Annotated in this window: 17 protein-coding genes; 4 read left to right on the plus strand and 13 right to left on the minus strand. The window is 61.1% G+C overall.

The features are described 5' to 3' along the window. A partial coding sequence (gene xth, locus Q0C59_RS12945) for an exodeoxyribonuclease III (RefSeq protein ID WP_291216172.1) occupies positions 1 to 696 on the plus strand: 696 nt, incomplete at its 5' end. Here the strand turns inward: xth and ntrC are convergent. The 6 genes from ntrC to Q0C59_RS12975 all read right to left on the minus strand — a co-directional run bounded on the left by ntrC (position 683) and on the right by Q0C59_RS12975 (position 7,521). Continuing rightward, positions 683 to 2,230 carry a nitrogen regulation protein NR(I) gene (gene ntrC, locus Q0C59_RS12950; RefSeq protein WP_291216174.1) on the minus strand — a complete coding sequence of 516 codons (1,548 nt, stop codon included), beginning with the start codon at positions 2,228 to 2,230 and terminating at the stop codon, positions 683 to 685. The two genes, xth and ntrC, sit on opposite strands and share 14 nt — an antisense overlap. Positions 2,231 to 2,281: 51 nt before the next feature. Further along, the gene (gene glnL / locus Q0C59_RS12955; RefSeq protein ID WP_370654199.1) at positions 2,282 to 3,307 is read right to left on the minus strand and encodes a nitrogen regulation protein NR(II); all 1,026 of its coding nucleotides are present in this window, start codon (positions 3,305 to 3,307) and stop codon (positions 2,282 to 2,284) included. A 119-nt stretch (positions 3,308 to 3,426) separates the two neighbouring features. Then, positions 3,427 to 3,948 (minus strand): hypothetical protein, encoded by a 522-nt coding sequence (locus Q0C59_RS12960; protein WP_291216177.1) that lies wholly within the window; start codon positions 3,946 to 3,948, stop codon positions 3,427 to 3,429. A 190-nt stretch (positions 3,949 to 4,138) separates the two neighbouring features. Next, positions 4,139 to 5,554: a type I glutamate--ammonia ligase gene (gene glnA / locus Q0C59_RS12965; protein ID WP_069045978.1), complete on the minus strand. Its 1,416-nt coding sequence runs from the start codon at positions 5,552 to 5,554 to the stop codon at positions 4,139 to 4,141. A gap of 264 nt (positions 5,555 to 5,818) precedes the next feature. Further along, the gene (locus Q0C59_RS12970; RefSeq protein ID WP_291216181.1) at positions 5,819 to 6,634 is read right to left on the minus strand and encodes a molybdopterin-binding protein; all 816 of its coding nucleotides are present in this window, start codon (positions 6,632 to 6,634) and stop codon (positions 5,819 to 5,821) included. Further along, positions 6,631 to 7,521 carry an EI24 domain-containing protein gene (locus tag Q0C59_RS12975; RefSeq protein WP_291216183.1) on the minus strand — a complete coding sequence of 297 codons (891 nt, stop codon included), beginning with the start codon at positions 7,519 to 7,521 and terminating at the stop codon, positions 6,631 to 6,633. Before Q0C59_RS12975 ends, Q0C59_RS12970 begins: the two co-directional genes overlap by 4 nt. Positions 7,522 to 7,590: 69 nt before the next feature. Between Q0C59_RS12975 and Q0C59_RS12980 the strand changes: the two genes are divergently transcribed. Both Q0C59_RS12980 and Q0C59_RS12985 read left to right on the plus strand, forming a co-directional pair. After that, positions 7,591 to 8,412: an alpha/beta fold hydrolase gene (locus tag Q0C59_RS12980; protein WP_291216185.1), complete on the plus strand. Its 822-nt coding sequence runs from the start codon at positions 7,591 to 7,593 to the stop codon at positions 8,410 to 8,412. A gap of 355 nt (positions 8,413 to 8,767) precedes the next feature. Further along, positions 8,768 to 9,502 carry a DUF2726 domain-containing protein gene (locus Q0C59_RS12985; protein ID WP_305683790.1) on the plus strand — a complete coding sequence of 245 codons (735 nt, stop codon included), beginning with the start codon at positions 8,768 to 8,770 and terminating at the stop codon, positions 9,500 to 9,502. Positions 9,503 to 9,521: 19 nt separating this feature from the next. On the opposite strand, the gene Q0C59_RS12990 is transcribed toward Q0C59_RS12985, so the two are convergent. Beyond that, on the minus strand, positions 9,522 to 10,274 hold the full coding sequence (locus tag Q0C59_RS12990) for a pseudouridine synthase (protein ID WP_291216209.1): 753 nt from the start codon (positions 10,272 to 10,274) through the stop codon (positions 9,522 to 9,524). 94 nt (positions 10,275 to 10,368) lie between these two features. Between Q0C59_RS12990 and Q0C59_RS12995 the strand changes: the two genes are divergently transcribed. Next, the gene (locus tag Q0C59_RS12995; protein ID WP_291216190.1) at positions 10,369 to 10,956 is read left to right on the plus strand and encodes a DUF2062 domain-containing protein; all 588 of its coding nucleotides are present in this window, start codon (positions 10,369 to 10,371) and stop codon (positions 10,954 to 10,956) included. Positions 10,957 to 11,318: 362 nt separating this feature from the next. Here the strand turns inward: Q0C59_RS12995 and Q0C59_RS13000 are convergent, their stop codons facing one another. From Q0C59_RS13000 to Q0C59_RS13025, 6 genes are all read right to left on the minus strand, one after another. Continuing rightward, positions 11,319 to 12,011 carry a PEP-CTERM sorting domain-containing protein gene (locus Q0C59_RS13000; protein WP_291216192.1) on the minus strand — a complete coding sequence of 231 codons (693 nt, stop codon included), beginning with the start codon at positions 12,009 to 12,011 and terminating at the stop codon, positions 11,319 to 11,321. 1,033 nt (positions 12,012 to 13,044) lie between these two features. Continuing rightward, the gene (locus tag Q0C59_RS13005; protein WP_291216195.1) at positions 13,045 to 13,488 is read right to left on the minus strand and encodes a hypothetical protein; all 444 of its coding nucleotides are present in this window, start codon (positions 13,486 to 13,488) and stop codon (positions 13,045 to 13,047) included. Positions 13,489 to 13,761: 273 nt separating this feature from the next. Next, positions 13,762 to 14,055 carry a helix-turn-helix domain-containing protein gene (locus tag Q0C59_RS13010; protein WP_291216198.1) on the minus strand — a complete coding sequence of 98 codons (294 nt, stop codon included), beginning with the start codon at positions 14,053 to 14,055 and terminating at the stop codon, positions 13,762 to 13,764. Between the two features lie 10 nt (positions 14,056 to 14,065). Continuing rightward, positions 14,066 to 14,311, minus strand: a complete 246-nt coding sequence (locus Q0C59_RS13015; protein ID WP_366518867.1) for an AlpA family phage regulatory protein — start codon at positions 14,309 to 14,311, stop codon at positions 14,066 to 14,068. A gap of 116 nt (positions 14,312 to 14,427) precedes the next feature. Next, positions 14,428 to 15,513, minus strand: a complete 1,086-nt coding sequence (locus Q0C59_RS13020) for a hypothetical protein (RefSeq protein WP_291216200.1) — start codon at positions 15,511 to 15,513, stop codon at positions 14,428 to 14,430. A gap of 40 nt (positions 15,514 to 15,553) precedes the next feature. After that, positions 15,554 to 16,142 (minus strand): site-specific integrase (locus Q0C59_RS13025; RefSeq protein ID WP_291216202.1); only part of this gene is annotated, 589 nt, incomplete at its 5' end.

Raw genomic sequence — 16,142 nt, forward strand, 5'->3', positions numbered from 1 at the left:
GACGCGCTCGGCTTGCAAGAGCTCAAGTTGGTGGACGAGAAGTTCCCCTTCGACGCGTTGAAGGAGATCGGCTACCACGCCGCCGCCTTTGGCCAGAAGACCTACAACGGCGTGGCCATTCTGAGCCGCACGCCGCTGCGCGATGTGGTGCGAAACATTCCCGGCCACAGCGACGAACAGGCCCGCGTGATCGCCGCCACGCTGGACACACCCGAAGGCCCGCTGCGCCTGGTGAACTGCTACTTCGTCAACGGGCAGGAGCCGGGGAGTGAGAAGTTCGCCTACAAGCTGCAATGGCTGGACGCCCTGCACCGCTGGATCGCCGAAGAAATGCAGGCACACCCGCGGCTGGTGCTGGTGGGCGACTTCAACGTGGCGCCCGAAGACCGCGATTCCTTCGACCCGGTGGGCCTGAAGGACACCATCCACCACACGGTGGAAGAACGCGCGCATTTCCAGTCGCTGCTGTCGCTGGGCCTCACCGACGCCTACCGCCTGTTCGAACAGCCCGAGAAGAGTTACTCGTGGTGGGACTACCGCATGTTGGGTTTCCAGAAAAACCGCGGCCTGCGCATCGACCACATTCTCGTGAGCGAAGCGTTGCGCGACAGCGTGAAAGCCTGCACCATCGACCGCGCTCCCCGCAAGAACCAACAGCCCAGCGACCATGCGCCAGTGATCGTCACTCTAAATTGAGTTCCTGAATTTTTCGGGTGATCGTGTTGCGGCCAATGCCCAACTTGTGTGCGGCCTCGATGCGCCGACCCCTTGTATTGACCAGCGCGGTCTGAATCAGCTTGGTCTCGAACCGGCGGGTGAGTACGTCCCACACGTCGGTGCGGCCCTCTTCCAGCAGCGCCAGCGCTTCGGCCTGCAAACCACTCTCCCAGCCCGACACAGGCGGCACCGGCACCGGCTCGAGCGCAGGCGCAAAGTCGGGCGCCGCATAAGCAGGTGACACGGTCTGCAGGGCCTCCGACAACGCCGCAGGTGCCGCCGGCGGCACGAAAGGGGTCAATGCTGCGGGCTCAGGCATGGCAGCCAATGCCGCCACCGACGTGCCCGCCATGGCCAGCACTTCGGGCGGCAGGTCTTTCAACTCGATCACCTGGGCCGGTGCCATCACGGTGAGCCAGTGACACACGTTTTCCAGCTGGCGTACGTTGCCGGGAAAATCAAACGTGCCGAGCAACCGGATGGCCGGCTCTGAAATGCGCTTGGGCTCCACGCCCAGCTGCTTGGCGCTTTGCTGCAAGAAGAATCGCGTGAGCATGGGCACGTCTTCGCGGCGTTCGCGCAAGGCCGGCAGGCGCAGGCGGATCACGTTGAGGCGGTGGAACAGATCCTCGCGGAACACGCCTTCCTTGACGCGCTGCTCCAGGTTCTGGTGCGTCGCGGCGATCACGCGCACGTTGGCGCGCACCGCGCTGTGGCCGCCCACACGGTAAAAATTGCCGTCGGACAACACGCGCAACAGGCGCGTCTGCAGGTCAAACGGCATGTCGCCGATTTCGTCAAGAAACAGCGTGCCGCCGTCGGCCTGCTCGAAGCGGCCGCGGCGCATGGTCTGCGCGCCGGTGAAGGCGCCACGCTCGTGGCCGAAGAGTTCGGACTCCAGCAAATCTTTGGGAATGGCCGCGGTGTTGATGGCAACAAACGGGCCTGCCGCGCGGGGTGAATGTTTGTGCAGCGCGCGCGCCACCAGCTCCTTGCCCGAACCCGATTCGCCGGTGATCAGCACCGTGACTTGGCTCTGGCTCAGGCGGCCAATGGCACGAAACACGTCCTGCATGGCCGGCGCCTGGCCGAGCATCTCGGGCGCGGCGGTCATGCGTTCTTCAGCCACCTCTTCGCGCTGGCTCTCTTCCACCGCGCGGCGGATCAGCTCCACCGCCTTGGGCAGATCGAACGGCTTGGGCAGGTATTCAAATGCGCCGCCCTGAAAGGCCGACACCGCGCTGTCGAGATCGGAGAAGGCCGTCATGATGATCACCGGCAGACCGGGCAGCATCTCCTTGACCTTCTCCAGCAGTTCCAGACCAGAGCCGCCGGGCATGCGGATGTCGCTCACCAGGATTTGCGGGCCTTCGCTCTCGGGCGTGTCCGTCAGCGCCTTGAGAACATCCTGGGGATTGGTGAAACTGCGCGTGGGCAGGTTCTCGCGCAACAGCGCCTTTTCAAGCACGAAGCGGATCGATTGATCGTCGTCCACTATCCAGATCGGCTTCATGTGTTTGTCGTCCCTTCTTGTGGCGCAGCGCTCGGCAGTGGTTTGTCGGTTCTAAGGCAGGGGGATCAACAGCTTGAAGTCCGTGTATCCCGGCACGCTCTCACACTCGATCAAACCGTGGTGCTGCTGGACAAAGGTTTGTGCCAACGTGAGCCCCAGGCCGGAACCGCCATCGCGTCCCGACACGAGCGGGAAAAAGATGCGGTCCTTGATCGAGTCTGGAACGCCAGGCCCGTTGTCGATGACATGCAATTCCAATGCCAGCCGGTAGCGCTGTTTGCCAAACGTCACCTGGCGACCCACGCGGGTCTTGAAGACGATCTGCGCGTCGCCCGCTGCGATGCGCTCGGCCAGCGCTTGCGCCGCGTTGTGCGCGATGTTGAGCACGGCCTGGATCAGCTGCTCGCGATCACCACGAAACTCGGGGATGGAGGCGTCGTAGTCACGCACCACGCGCAGCCCTTTGGGAAACTCGGCCAGGATCAGCGAACGCACGCGTTCACATACCTCGTGGATATTCACATCGCCCACCACGTGCGGGCGGCGGTGCGGCGCCAGCAGCCGGTCCACCAGCGACTGCAGCCGGTCGGCCTCGTGGATGATGACCTGCGTGTATTCGATGAGTTCGCGCGACTCCAGCTCCATCTGCAGCAGCTGCGCCGCACCGCGGATGCCGCCCAACGGGTTCTTGATCTCGTGCGCGAGGTTGCGGATGAGCTCCTTGTTGGCCTGCGCCTGGTCGATCAGGCGCTCTTCGCGCTCCTGGCGGGCCTGCTGCTCCAGCGGCAGAAGCTCCACCACCACCTCGCCCTTGCTCTCGGTCTGCGCCACCACCACATGCACCGGCAAGGCCTCATGGCTCACGCGCTTGAGCCAGGCGTCGTACCGCAGCGCAGCGAACTCGTTGCCCCGTGCGCCGCTGAGCGCGCTTTCCAGCAAGGCAGGTTCGGTGAAGCAGTCCTGAAACAAGGTATTGGCGATGCTGCGCCGCGAGGTGCCCAGCGCGTCTTCGAGCGCCGCGTTGGCATACAACACATGGCCATCGGCATCGACCACCGCCACCAGGGTGGCCAGCATGTCCAGCGACTGGAAACGCCCAGGCACCGCGGCGGACCGCTTCGCGCCTTCAGCGCCCACCGCTTTCGTCGGCGCCCGGCGTTTGATGGGAGAGGGGGGTGGTGCCTTTTTCAAGCCGCTCATCTTGCGGCATTGCCCGACGCCGCCGGCAAGCGGCCCAGCTCCCGCTGGAGTCCGGCCACATCGCTCTCGGCGCGCGTCACGGCCGCCTTGAGTTCGGCCACGCGGTCGAGGTAGCGCTGGTAGTTGCGCGACTCGATGCCCTGCTTTTCGGGCTCGCCATTGGCGTACTCCTTGCGCGCTTGTGCCAGCCGCTCTTGGGCCTTGCGCAGCTCGGTTTCCAGGATCGCCTTGGCGTCGCTGTCGCGCGCGCGCTGTGCCGCGGGATCCACCCGGTCGTTGCTGTTGCGCGGCGCCGCGGAAGTTGTGCTCCGGGCGGCGGGTGCGGGTTTGGTGCCTTCAACGATGGTGATGTTGCCGCCCTCCATGGGCGTGCAATTGCGGCTCTTGGCCACCTGGGCGTTGTTGGTGTATTCGTTGCCGCAACGGTAAATGCGCTCCTGGGCCTGGGCGGGAAGGCTGCACAGCATCACGGCAGCTGCGACGAGGCCTGGAACAAGAGAGAAATGCAGGGGGGACATGGGCACGAGGTCTCCGTTGGGTCGACACGGCAAAGACTGCGCCGTTCATCGCGAACCAGTATGACGGAAAACCTTTTGAAAAGTGCCGCCGCCGGCCCCGTTCACAGGGCCAGATGTCGCTCGAAAACAAAAAGGGACGGCTTGCGCCGTCCCTCGTCTGCAGGTTGGCCCGGTCAAACCGGGCTGTCCATCACAGGCTGTAGTACATGTCGAATTCGACCGGGTGCGGCGCCATGCGGAAGCGCGTGACTTCGGCCATCTTCAGCTCGATGTAGGCATCCAGCATGGAGTCGGTGAACACACCACCCTTGGTCAGGAAACTGCGACCCTTGTCGAGGTACTCCAGCGCCTGGTCGAGGCTGTGGCACACGGTGGGCACCAACTTGTCTTCCTCGGGTGGCAGGTGGTACAGATCCTTGGTAGCGGCTTCGCCCGGGTGGATCTTGTTTTCCACGCCGTCCAGACCGGCCATCATCAGGGCCGAGAAGGCCAGGTAAGGGTTGGCCGAAGGATCGGGGAAGCGCGCTTCAATCCGGCGGCCCTTGGGGTTGGCCACGTACGGAATGCGGATCGAGGCCGAGCGGTTGCGGGCCGAGTAGGCCAGCTTCACCGGGGCTTCGAAGCCGGGCACCAGACGCTTGTACGAGTTCGTGCCGGGGTTGGTGATGGCGTTCAGAGCACGTGCGTGCTTGATGATACCGCCCACGTAGTACAGCGCAAATTCGCTCAGGCCGGCGTAGCCGTCGCCGGCGAACAGGTTCTTGCCGTCTTTCCAGATCGACTGGTGCACGTGCATGCCGGAGCCGTTGTCGCCGGCGTAAGGCTTGGGCATGAAGGTGGCGGTCTTGCCGTAGGCATTGGCCACGTTCCAGACCACGTACTTGAGCACCTGCGTCCAGTCGGCGCGCTCCACCAGCGTGCTGAACTTGGTGCCGATTTCGTTCTGGCCAGCGCCCGCCACTTCGTGATGGAACACCTCAACCGGGATGCCCAGCGATTCGAGGATCAGGGACATCTCGGCGCGCATGTCTTGCGTGCTGTCGACCGGAGGCACAGGGAAATAGCCGCCCTTGACGGTGGGACGGTGGCCACGGTTGCCGCCTTCGAGCTTGGCGCCGCTGTTCCAGGGCGCTTCGTATTCCTCAATCTCGCACATCACACGGCCGGGTTCGTTGCTCCAGCGCACGCCGTCGAAGATGAAGAATTCGGGTTCCGGTCCGAAGTAGGCGGTGTCACCAAGGCCGGAGGCCTTGAGGTAAGCCTCGGCGCGCTTGGCGATCGAACGAGGATCGCGGTCGTAGGCCTTGCCGTCACCCGGCTCGATCACGTCGCACTGCAGGAACAACGTGGTTTCTTCGAAGAAGGGGTCGATGTTGGCGGTGTTGGAGTCGGGCATGAGTTGCATGTCCGACGCTTCAATGCCTTTCCAGCCGGCCACCGAAGAGCCGTCAAACGCGTGGCCCGATGTGAACTTGTCTTCGTCGAAGTGGGACACGGGCACTGTGACGTGCTGCTCTTTGCCCCGGGTGTCGGTGAAACGGAAGTCAACGAACTTGACGTCGTTGTCCTTCACCATCTGCATCACGTCTGCGACGGTCTTGGCCATCAAATACTCCTGTAGCTGGGTGAGTGGAAATTAAGAATCGACTTGGGAATGAAGCAGTATCTGTGCCAAAGAGCACCCAGGTTCACCTGAACGGGGCAGCTGACTTCAAACGCTCGCGGATTATGGCGCAGCCCATGCGCCACAAAGGTTCGCAGGCTTGCGTCTGTCGGCGGTTTTCAGGCTCCAGCGACCGGGCAAAACCGACGGACGGAGAAAATGAACAACTTTGGTGCATTTCAATGCGCCGCACCACATCTGTGCAAACTAACAACGCACCATTTCAGGGCCCAGCAACGCCCCGCTTTGATGAAGTCCTGCAAGCAAGCTGGTGAAGGCCTCGCCGACCGCGTCCGCGCTGCCCTTGACGCCCAACTCGATGTGGCGCCCGTACTCCGGGTGGTCCACGCTGGGCAGGCTGAACACCTTCACCGGGAAGTCGTGCTCGACCTGCTCCATCAACGGTGTCAGGGCTGCTTCCATGGCGCCCATCACGATCACCGACCGCTCCAGCCAGCTGCCCCGGCGATGCAGGTGGACACACGCGTGGTCCAGAACCCAGGCGATCATGGGCCAGGCCATCACCGGGAAGCCGGGCACAAAGTGCACCTGCCCCCCGCCGCTGCCCGTGCAACTGAAACCGGGAATCTTGTTGTACGGGTTCTGGATGATGGTGGCGCCCCTGGGGAACACCCCCATGTTGTACCGGTGCACGTTGTCGGGACGCTGGGGATCGAACACCTGACCCTGCTCGGCCGCCACGTCACGCATGCGGGACTCGATCAACAGCTTGGCCTCGGGATGCAGGGTCAGTTCGACACCCAGCGCGGCGGCGGCGCACTGACGGGTGTGGTCATCGGGTGTGGCGCCGATGCCGCCGCATGAAAAAACGATGCCGGGTTGGGCAAACGCGTCTCGCAGATTGCCCGTGATGCTTTGGCGGTCATCGCCCACGAAACGCGCCCACGACAAGGACATGCCCCGCTCACCCAGCAGTTCGATCACCTTGGGCAAGTGTTTGTCCGCGCGTTTGCCGGAGAGGATTTCATCGCCAATGATGATCAGGCCGATGGCAGTCGTCATGGGGCGCTCTCCGGTCCACCCAGCCGTTTGGCGTCTTCAGCAGGGTCTCGGGGAGACACACGCTGTGGATCGGCATCCAGCACCTCCACCGGAACGACCGCGCGCATGCGCTGCAACGCGGCCAGGGCGTAATGGGCAAACCAGAGCGAAGCAAACGCAAACACCAGTGTGTAGATCCAGATCGCCAGCGGCACCAGCAAGGGCGCCATGGCAACGAACATCGCACCCGATGCCCACAACAGGCTCGGGGCTGCGCCCAGGTAGCCGCTGAGCACGCCCATGAGCAGCAGGTTGCCGCGGTGCTCTTTCAAGATGGCCTTGCGCTCGTCGCCGCTGGCGTGCGTGGCCAGCGCGTCGAAAGCAAAGACCCGGTAAGTGAGCCAACCCCAGATCAGGGGCGGCAGGATCAGCACCAAAGGAGGCACCAGCCACAGCGGCATGGAAATCACCAGCGCCACGATGGCCAGCAGCGTCGACCCCAGCGACCACAGCACGCTGACCACCAGCGAGCCGCCGTGCTTGCGCTCCAGCCCGGCGAAGCGGCGCTGGCCCACAAGGTCCACCATGGCGGGCGTCATGAACATGGCCACCAGCAACAAGCACAGCAGGACGATCACCGGCGTGGCCAACACCAGCACCAGCAGAGGCGCAAATACACCCCGCAGGGCACCGAGGCCGATCTGCTCCATCCAGGCCATCGAGGTTTCGACCAGTTCGAACGACGCGATCCAGGCGCCGACCGAGGCCACGGCACCTTCCCAGAAAAAGTAGCCCAGGCCGAACGACAGCACGACCATCAGGATCAGCGGGAGGAAAGACAGTGCGATCACCCTGGGGTGAACACAGTACGCCACGGCGCGCCAGAAGGAGTCGAACAACAAAGCCATCGTACGAGAATACAGCCAATCCTCGGGGTTCATCGGGCATGCGGCCTCTGTGCCGCTAGCATCGGCTAGATGAACCGCATCGACATTTCAGGGGTCGGTATCGAGGTGGCGCACCTGCCCGGCCCCGGCGACCGAGCGCCCCTGGTCTTTCTGCACGAGGGCTTGGGAAGTATCTCCATGTGGCGCCAACGCGGACGGCTGTGGCCCGCCGAACTCTGCGCAGCCACAGGTCGGGCCGGCTGGATGTATTCGCGTCGTGGTTACGGGCAGTCCGACCCGGTGGAGGACGTGAGGGGCCCGCCGCGTCGAAGCAGTGCCTGGCACATCGGGCGCCACGAACCCGACTACATGCACCTGGAGGCAAACGACGTGCTTCCCCAACTGCTGGGGCAGCTCGGCATCTCAAAACCCGTTCTGGTCGGCCACTCCGACGGCGCCACGATCGCCCTGCTGCACGCCTGCCAGCACCCGGTGAGCGCCTGCGTCGCCATGGCACCCCATGTTTTTGTCGAAGCCATGGCGGTGAGCGCCATCAAGCAAGCGAGGCACATGTTTGAGGCAGCGCCCGATGCCCCGGACAGCTTGCGGCAACGGCTGGCGCGCCACCACCAGGACGTGGACAACGCCTTCTGGCAATGGAACGACGTGTGGCTCAGCGAAGCCTTCCGGGCCTTCGACATCCGCCCGGAACTCCATCCCATCTCCGCGCCCTTGCTCCTCATCCAGGGCACCGAGGATGAGTATGGGTCAATGGAGCAACTCGAAGCCATCCGCCGCGAAGTTCCGCAGGCCATCGGCGTTGAACTGGCCGAGTGCGGCCACAGCCCCCACCGCGATCAACCCGACCAACTTTTGGCCGACATTCGCGCGTTTTTGGCCGATATCTCCTGACATACAGATCTACTGCATTTGCAGCATGTACAAACATCCAGCCCCCATGCACAGTTCCCCCCGATGGGGCTTGCTGAATACCTGACCGTGTCACATGATCGCCGACCGCGACCAGCACTTTGAAGCCGAAAGTCCAACCGTTTGCACCCGGGTTGACAGCCTCCCCGGACAGTTCGAATCAGACGCATTGCACCGCGGCCACTCAAAGCCTTGATGAACTGTGTGGTCCAAATGACCCATCAAGCGGTGAGCAAACCCCAAGAAATTCACACCTTCTTCGTGTATCGAGACCGAACTTCTCCCATGGCTCGCGTGAACTGCCTACACTTTGATACACATTGACCGATTGCCTCCAATGCTCATGACCGACTGGACCAACCCTTGGCTGCTTGCAGTGCTGGTACCCGCTTTGCTGGTGCTGGGCGCATGGCTGCACCACGCGTGGGCAGAGCGGCAGGCCAGGGAGCGGCGTCGCATCCCGAAACACTGGCCCTTGAGCACCCGTGCCCTGGCGAACAGCGAAGAGGCCCGTGTCTGGCATTGGCTGGCCCGGGCGTTTTACGACCATCACGTGATGATCAAACTGCCGGTGACCCGCTTCACCCTGCCCAGAGACCGGGAGCAGGGCATGGAGTGGTACAAGTTGCTCGGCAGCGTGTACTGCACTTTCACTGTGTGCCGCTCCGACGGCCGAGTGCTGGGTTGCCTGGACGTTCCGGGTACCGCGGGCCTGCCCCGCAGCACCCGCGCGCTCAAACATTCGTTGCTCACCCAATGCGGCCTCCCCTACTGGGTGGTGCGCTCCAACAGCCTGCCCACGGTGGCGGAGATTCGGGCGGAGTTTCTGGGCGAATCGGCGCTGAACCAGTCCATGCGCGAACGCGAAATGGAAGAGCGAGCCATCATTGCCGCGCAGGCCAATCTGCGCACCGTGCTCACCCGTCAGCGCAACACCCGCGCCAGCGACTTCGCGCCACTCTCCACCTGGCCCAACAGCACCACCGGGGAGCCGCGCAGCGATTTCAATTCGCAGTGGCAGGAGAACTCGTTCCTCATGCCACTCGACAGCCGCAAAGGCGACCTGCTCTGACAGGTTTGACGCGCCGGCATCAGCCCGGTGCACCCGGTACTTTTTGCGTCAACGAAAACACCTCATCCCTGGTCAACCACCGCCACTGACCCGGCGGCAGTTCGGGCGTGAGCGAAATCGCTCCCACAGACGACCGGTGCAGACCTTCAACCCGGTTGCCCACCGCAGCGACCATGCGCTTGACCTGGTGGTACTTGCCCTCGGTCAAGGTGAGCCTCAGGTGGAACTCATTCTCGGCCGAACAGGCCTGTGCCTTCACCGGTTTGGGATCGTCGTCGAGCACGACACCCTCCAGCAGCCGCTTCACCTGTTGTGTGTCCAACGGATGCTTGACGAGCACTTCGTACACCTTGGGAACATGATGGCGCGGCGATGTCAGGCGGTGAATGAACTTGCCGTCATCGGACATCAACAAGAGTCCGGTGGTGTCTTGGTCCAGCCGCCCCACCGCCTGAACGCCCGCTGCCGCACCGCCACCCCGTGTTCGCAAGGGACCCGGCAGCAGGGTGTAAACACTGGGGTAAGTGCTCGGCTTTTGCGAACACTCAAAACCGGCAGGTTTGTGGACCATCAGGTACGCCCGCTCCTGGTACGACCATGTGTCTCCCTGGACCTGAAACACCAGTCCCTCCTCGGCAAAGCTGGCCGCAGGATCCAGGCAAACCTCCAACGCATCGCCCACACCCACCCGGACCAGACCCTGCTGGACAAGCCCGCAACAAATGCGGCGCGTGCCGAAGCCCTGGGAAAAAAGAATGTCCTGCAACTGCATCATGGTGCGTGGATTGTCGCCGCTCGCCCGGTGAGGAACGGCATATTCAAGGACAATTGGCCAGCACGCCAACGAACCCCCACAGTCACTCCGAATGAAGAACCGCATCAAGACGTGGCTGCCCAAGCCGGAAGACCTGCAGAAGAGCCGGTGGCTGCGCTGGATGGGGCCGATCCTGAACCATCCACGGCTGTGGCACTTCAGTCGAAAGGGCATTGCACTTGGCCTGGCACTGGGCATCTTTTTCGGGCTGCTGATCCCGGTGGCGCAAATTCCGTTTGCTGCGGCTCTCGCCGTGGCACTTCGGGCCAACGTCCCCATGGCTGTTGCGAGCACCTTGGTCACCAATCCCGTGACCTTTGGTCCCGTCTACTACGGGGCGTACCGATTGGGCATGGCGGTGCTCGGCGAGGAGGCCCCCACCGAGCTCGAAATCGAATCGGAGCTTCAGGCGGCCCAAGAGGAGCCCCCGGCCATCGAAGGCCTGGGCAACCGCTTGCGTTACACATTCACGCAACTGACCAGCGTGGGCAAGCCATTGGTGGTCGGCTTGGCCATCGTTGCAAGCCTGAGCGGTATCGCCGTGTACTTTCTGGTCAGTGGTATCTGGGTTTTGAGGACCCGATGGCAGCGCAGCAAGCGACTGCGATCGAGAACGCCGCGGCCAGGCCACGAAACCTGAGACAGAAAGAATCTGACAAGAAAAAGCCGCCCGGATGTTCCATCCGGGCGGCTTTTTTGCGGTTGGGTGGGGCTGGGGTCTACTGAATGAAGTCTCGAAAGCCGCGTAGCTCCTCAATCTCGGCAAACGACGACCCGCTTTGTTCCCCATTTTGTTCCCCCATCTTTTGGACGATACCCCTCGGCTAGGCAGCCCTTTCAAACCTTGACCGCTGTGGTTAAAAGTGCGGCTTCGGCAAAGCTTGAATCGGGGCCGTTTCGCCATTCTTACTACTATCGTTTCGCGCTTTCCCGCGATAAGGGCTGCGTCAATTTGCAGACGATGCCTCCTTCTAAGCGCGACATTGGGGTGCGCCGTGCTAGTCACTCAGTCATTGGCAGGCTCTGAGGCGTGGTACGTCGCCGTGTAGTGGTTGCAACCATGGCAAGCCCGGCCAGTAGCAAAGCCAATGTGCCGGGCTCTGGCACCTCTCCCGCATAGAGCCATTCGCCAGTGAAGCGCAACCACGTGCTGTTTAGACGGTCGGAGGTGACATAGCCCACCCACTCAAGCGGGTCCGTCACGGTAAACATTTCACCCAAGTGACTAGGCCCCACTAGGCCCCCGGCCTGCATCTCCACGGTTGATGACGAGTCGGTATTGAAAAGAGAGCCGCCCAACCTGCTAGGCCCAACCTCAAGTCCTGCGTTCAACAAAAAGGGGTAAGCGTTGGCCGGGTCATATTCTTGAACGGAGAGCATCACAGGGGTGCCCGCTTGGGGATACAGGCTCATGCCTGCCACGCCAGAGTTCACGATGGTGGCTGCTTCTCCGGCTCCTTTGGCTTCAATACTCAGAGACGCTTGACCTGAAGAAAACGACTCAGGATTGATGAGAATTCTTTGATCGTTTAGGGCTGCGATGAAAGAAGGCGAAAACTGACAATCTGCGCTCAACGGACCAACGCACTCGAACTGGATCACATTGAAGTTGAAGAGGTGTGCCGGTGCGGCCACTGCTGCTGCGGAAACAGCAGCGAGGAACATAAACACTAAAGACCTAATAAAACTGCGCATACTGCCTCCTTGATGTTGGAAGCGGAGACGCGTGCAGTATCTGTGCCGTCGTTGCAGTGGGTTGATACAGAACATGGTTTAACAGAGTGAGGACTTCGGTGTAAGGCTTATCGACACACTGAGGTTTTGTCCTGTACTCCAAAAGGATCGCAGAACAGTTCTTTTAGGTTTGCCCCGAAAACAACCGTCCGATCAGGGCCTCCAAGGCTTCGTCTCGGAGACGATCACATTCAAGTACCACCGCCAGGAGGCGAGCGTGGGTCCGACGCCTCATGCCTTTGGGTCGTCGCCAGTAGTCTCCCAGCCGCGCTTCAATCATTGATTGCTTTCGCCACAGTCGGGCCAATGAATCTTCGGATTGCGAAGCATGGGCAACGCGCTGGCAATGCCGACACGCAAAGCGACCACCGCGCAGATACAGCAGCGCCACCCGGCGCGCACAGCAGGGGCAAGCGAACCATTGCCGTGATCCGCCATAGGGGCAAGGGGTGCGGGTAATGTGGACTCTTTGGGCAACGGTTCGTTGTTCGCCGTTCTCGGTGAACCCATAGCGCAGCGTAAGCGCGTGCTGTGAGTCCACCCATACGCCGATTGATCCCGATGGCTCACCCCCTCGGTGCCAGGACCACGAAAACGAGCCCGCCCCGTTCAAGTGGCCCCGCCGCGCCCATTCCCTCACGTCCACCCGCTGCAAGTACTCAGCCTTGACGCGCGTTCCCGGCCTGCCTGCACCCCAGCGCGATCCACCCCGGCTCATGTCGTGGACTCCACGGAATACGAAATCATTTGGCTAAGTGCCCTTGTTGGTCCCCAAACAGCGCGCGCGCGCGGGGCCTCTCGGTGTTTGGACCTGTCAGCAGAGCAGAAGCAGACCGAGAGAGACAGAACAAAGAATGGCTTTTCTATAAAGGTGTCCATCTCTGAAACAGTGAACTGAGCCAAAACCCCGCCCGCAAGTCCACCAGAGCAACCGTGAGAGGGGCAGCGGTCCTTCAAAGGTTTCTGACGTGGACTTGCAGGCGTGCCCATGGTTTCAGGCGTGGACAAAGGATCGCGTTTTTTCATCGGCCTGCCTCTCCCCTTTCGGCATCGTCCAATCCCGCTTCGGCTTAGGCGTTGGCATAGGCAACGGAGTGTTGTCGCGGTATGCCTTGGGCTTGAAGCAGTGCAGCGCCTCATGGTCAAACTTGGGCGACACGTCCAAGGGGAACCAGGTCAAGGCCAGCAGCTCGCAGGTAGACGGCATGTGGCCCTTGCGGGTCACGTACACAAACCCCGCTTCGATCAGCTCAGCCTTGCAGCGCCACAGCGTCGTGCGAGACCTCCAGCCCCGCTTGCTCACGACAGACCATGCAACGGTCAGATTGCCGTTGTTGTCGCCCCGGTATTGCGCTGCCAGCTCAAGCAGCAGCTTGCAGGCATGGGGACTCAACTTGACGAAGGCGGGCGACTCAAAAACGCTGCGCACGATACCCACGAATGGTTCGGTGTACTTGCTACCCTTGAACCGGGGCTTAACCCCCGCCATCGCCAGCCCCTAGCAGCGCCACTAGATAGCCGTCTGCGGCCTCCAGACTGGCAAGGGGTTGCGTACCCCTGCCCCTGCTCGCAGCGAAGTAGGGAGCCTGCCCATCAATCGAGGGATCTCCCTTGATTAGCACTTGCCCCAGCATCGCGAAGCGCGCAGCCATGTTGAGGAAGGCTTTGCGCTCACGCTGAGCGGTCGCCGTGTCCAGGTCGTTTGCTGCGCTCATTGCTGTCCCTCCAGCACGTACAGCCCCACTCGATGTTTCTCCCCGGCCTCGGTGATTACGGTTTCCCAATGGGTAGTAATGCGGTGCCCGCTTTTGCGCAAGTTGAGAATACGCGCTGGGCAGTGATACACATCCAAATAGCGCATGGCCTCAAACGTGGTAATGGAGTAGCGCGACAATGCCTCCAGTAAACGGGCAGCTTGTGAATGGCCCGAAGTGCCTTTAAACTCAGTCCTGATCATTTCAAGGGCTGCTTTCTTTTCGGGGGAGGTGGCCTTTTCTTTTGTCATGGCTTACTCCTCACGCTGTAACCATATTTGCGCGCTTTGCGTGCAAACGTGCAACCAGCTCCCGAATTTCAGCTTCCGTCTTGCCTGCAATACGTGCGGCATTGATTGCCTGCACTTCGCAGTTCGGCCACCCTACCGCGCGCTCACCAATTGGCACTGGCTTTGTGAAAAGCCCTGCTCGAATTGCGTTGTAGATACTCGCGTGTGAACGGTGCCCCGTTTCAGCTTTCACAGCTGGCATTCTCAAAATAGACATCTCTACCCCTTCCTAACCGGCGTTGTATGCCGTTGCTACGATGGTGAGAATATCGTCTGTTCTAAAAACACTGTCATTACCCGAGTGCCATGCAGTAGGGCCCTGATGCCGGGCAATCAGGCCGCTATGCCAGCATCAGGGGAACCGGTTTTCAACCATTGTTCGCGGATCGTTTTGTCAGTCACGCTCAAGGGGTCACCATTTGCGTCAGAGAACTTCTGCTTGACGAGCCCCATGTAGACCCTAGAGAACTCGGATTTGTTTCCTCCGTACTCTTTCACGCCGTGTTGCACCCACTCTTGCACCACCCACTTTCTGGCCTCTCTGCTCGCTGCGTGCCTCTTGTTTGCTGCATTTTTTCCACGTTCGCTTGTTCGTCTTTGGAGCTCTTCTTCGAAGAATTCAGCCTGCTGTTTGGCGGTGGTGCCCTTTAGTTTTTGCTCTGTTCTTTCGCGCTCTGCAAGGTTGAAAACTTCAAGTGCCTCAATAGAGGCCCGACCAATCGCCATAACTTGCCAACTCTTTATCCCAGACATAGCAACACCAAATTCCACCTCTAAAGGGTTCTCGTGAATGGCATCGCAAACCACTAGAAGCGCAAGCAATGCATAGAGTTCATACTTGCTAGGTTCCGCAAGTCCAAACAAAATCAAATCATTACCATTGCCCTCGATACACGCCTCTAATGCCTCAAGCTTTGATATATCTTCAGGCTTGGGCAGCTCCCATAACTGATCCCATTCCGAGGACCAATTTTCAATCAATCGGCGAATATTGCCTTCAGTTCTTAAAGAGTCCGGCGGTAGGTAATTCAACTCCCAACCACCTCGTTCTATAAGCCGCTTCACATAAATGTCTGTGGCAGTTTCCACATAGAACTGTTGCTCCAGTTCAATGGCCTTGAGCATCTCTTCTCCTGCGAGCGCCAGTTCCTCGACTGTCCGATTGTTGAGGAAAGTGAGGCTTCTTCTTCCGACCGGATAAAAGGTGCCAAACAAATCTGACTTCCCAACCCTTACAAGACGCGCTCTTTTCTCGTTGGGAGTTCCTTCACGCCGTACCAACTCAGAAATCAATCCCCAGAATGGCGAGGCTTGCTTGTCAACGTTCGCATCTTTTGCTCCACCATTTCCCATAGTGTTCCCCGTATCACGCCCCGAAAAGAAGCCAGCGCCGCCGAGTGGGGAAGTTCCGGTTTTCACCCTCGGGGATCAGCCGGGGGCTAGGCGTGGCATCAAACCATCAAGCCGCTCGAAGCGGGATCACGTCTGCCCCCGCTGCCAACTTGTCCAAAAAGTCTGCCCACCGCTGCATCATTTCCGCGCGCTGGTTGAGGTACTGCGTGCGGTTATATGCCCTGCCGTTCGCGTCCTTCACTGAGTGGGCCAGCTGGGCTTCTATCACCAGAGGGTCGCATTCCAAGCGTTCGGCCAGCATGGTTCGCGCCGTCGCTCTGAAGCCGTGCCATGTCTGCACGTCAGGCGTGTAGCCCAAGGTAATCAAGGCAGTGCGCACTGAGTTCTCGGATATGGGCCGGTCATGGCTGCGCTCACCCGGAAACACGTTCACGCCGTGCCCGGTGTACCCATGCAAGCCCCGCAGAATCTCCACCGCCTGGCGGGGCAAGGGCACTAGGTGCGGGTCTCCGTTTTCCTTGCCGTCTTTGCTTCGTTTCATGCGTGCCGCTGGGATGGTCCATAGCGCCGCTTCAATGCGTATTCCACGCGATGGCGGACACGATTCCAGGCTGATGGCGGACAGTGTTCCACCGCCATGGCGGACACCGTTCCACGGTGATGGCGGACAGCATTCCATTTTGATGGCGGACACC

The organism is Hydrogenophaga sp., assembly GCF_022844385.1.
Classification (GTDB): domain Bacteria; phylum Pseudomonadota; class Gammaproteobacteria; order Burkholderiales; family Burkholderiaceae_C; genus Hydrogenophaga.

Excerpts from the sequence above, each read along its gene's own strand:
- Q0C59_RS12960 (WP_291216177.1), bottom strand. The coding sequence starts at position 3,948 with ATGTCCCCCCTGCATTTCTCTCTTGTTCCAGGCCTCGTCGCAGCTGCC.
- Q0C59_RS12980 (WP_291216185.1), top strand. The coding sequence starts at position 7,591 with ATGAACCGCATCGACATTTCAGGGGTCGGTATCGAGGTGGCGCACCTG.
- Q0C59_RS13000 (WP_291216192.1), bottom strand. The coding sequence starts at position 12,011 with ATGCGCAGTTTTATTAGGTCTTTAGTGTTTATGTTCCTCGCTGCTGTT.
- Q0C59_RS12985 (WP_305683790.1), top strand. The coding sequence starts at position 8,768 with ATGCTCATGACCGACTGGACCAACCCTTGGCTGCTTGCAGTGCTGGTA.
- Q0C59_RS12990 (WP_291216209.1), bottom strand. The coding sequence starts at position 10,274 with ATGCAGTTGCAGGACATTCTTTTTTCCCAGGGCTTCGGCACGCGCCGC.
- Q0C59_RS12970 (WP_291216181.1), bottom strand. The coding sequence starts at position 6,634 with ATGACGACTGCCATCGGCCTGATCATCATTGGCGATGAAATCCTCTCC.
- ntrC (WP_291216174.1), bottom strand. The coding sequence starts at position 2,230 with ATGAAGCCGATCTGGATAGTGGACGACGATCAATCGATCCGCTTCGTG.
- Q0C59_RS13010 (WP_291216198.1), bottom strand. The coding sequence starts at position 14,055 with ATGACAAAAGAAAAGGCCACCTCCCCCGAAAAGAAAGCAGCCCTTGAA.
- Q0C59_RS12995 (WP_291216190.1), top strand. The coding sequence starts at position 10,369 with ATGAAGAACCGCATCAAGACGTGGCTGCCCAAGCCGGAAGACCTGCAG.
- Q0C59_RS13015 (WP_366518867.1), bottom strand. The coding sequence starts at position 14,311 with ATGTCTATTTTGAGAATGCCAGCTGTGAAAGCTGAAACGGGGCACCGT.
- glnL (WP_370654199.1), bottom strand. The coding sequence starts at position 3,307 with ATGCTGGCCACCCTGGTGGCGGTGGTCGATGCCGATGGCCATGTGTTG.
- Q0C59_RS12975 (WP_291216183.1), bottom strand. The coding sequence starts at position 7,521 with ATGGCTTTGTTGTTCGACTCCTTCTGGCGCGCCGTGGCGTACTGTGTT.
- glnA (WP_069045978.1), bottom strand. The coding sequence starts at position 5,554 with ATGGCCAAGACCGTCGCAGACGTGATGCAGATGGTGAAGGACAACGAC.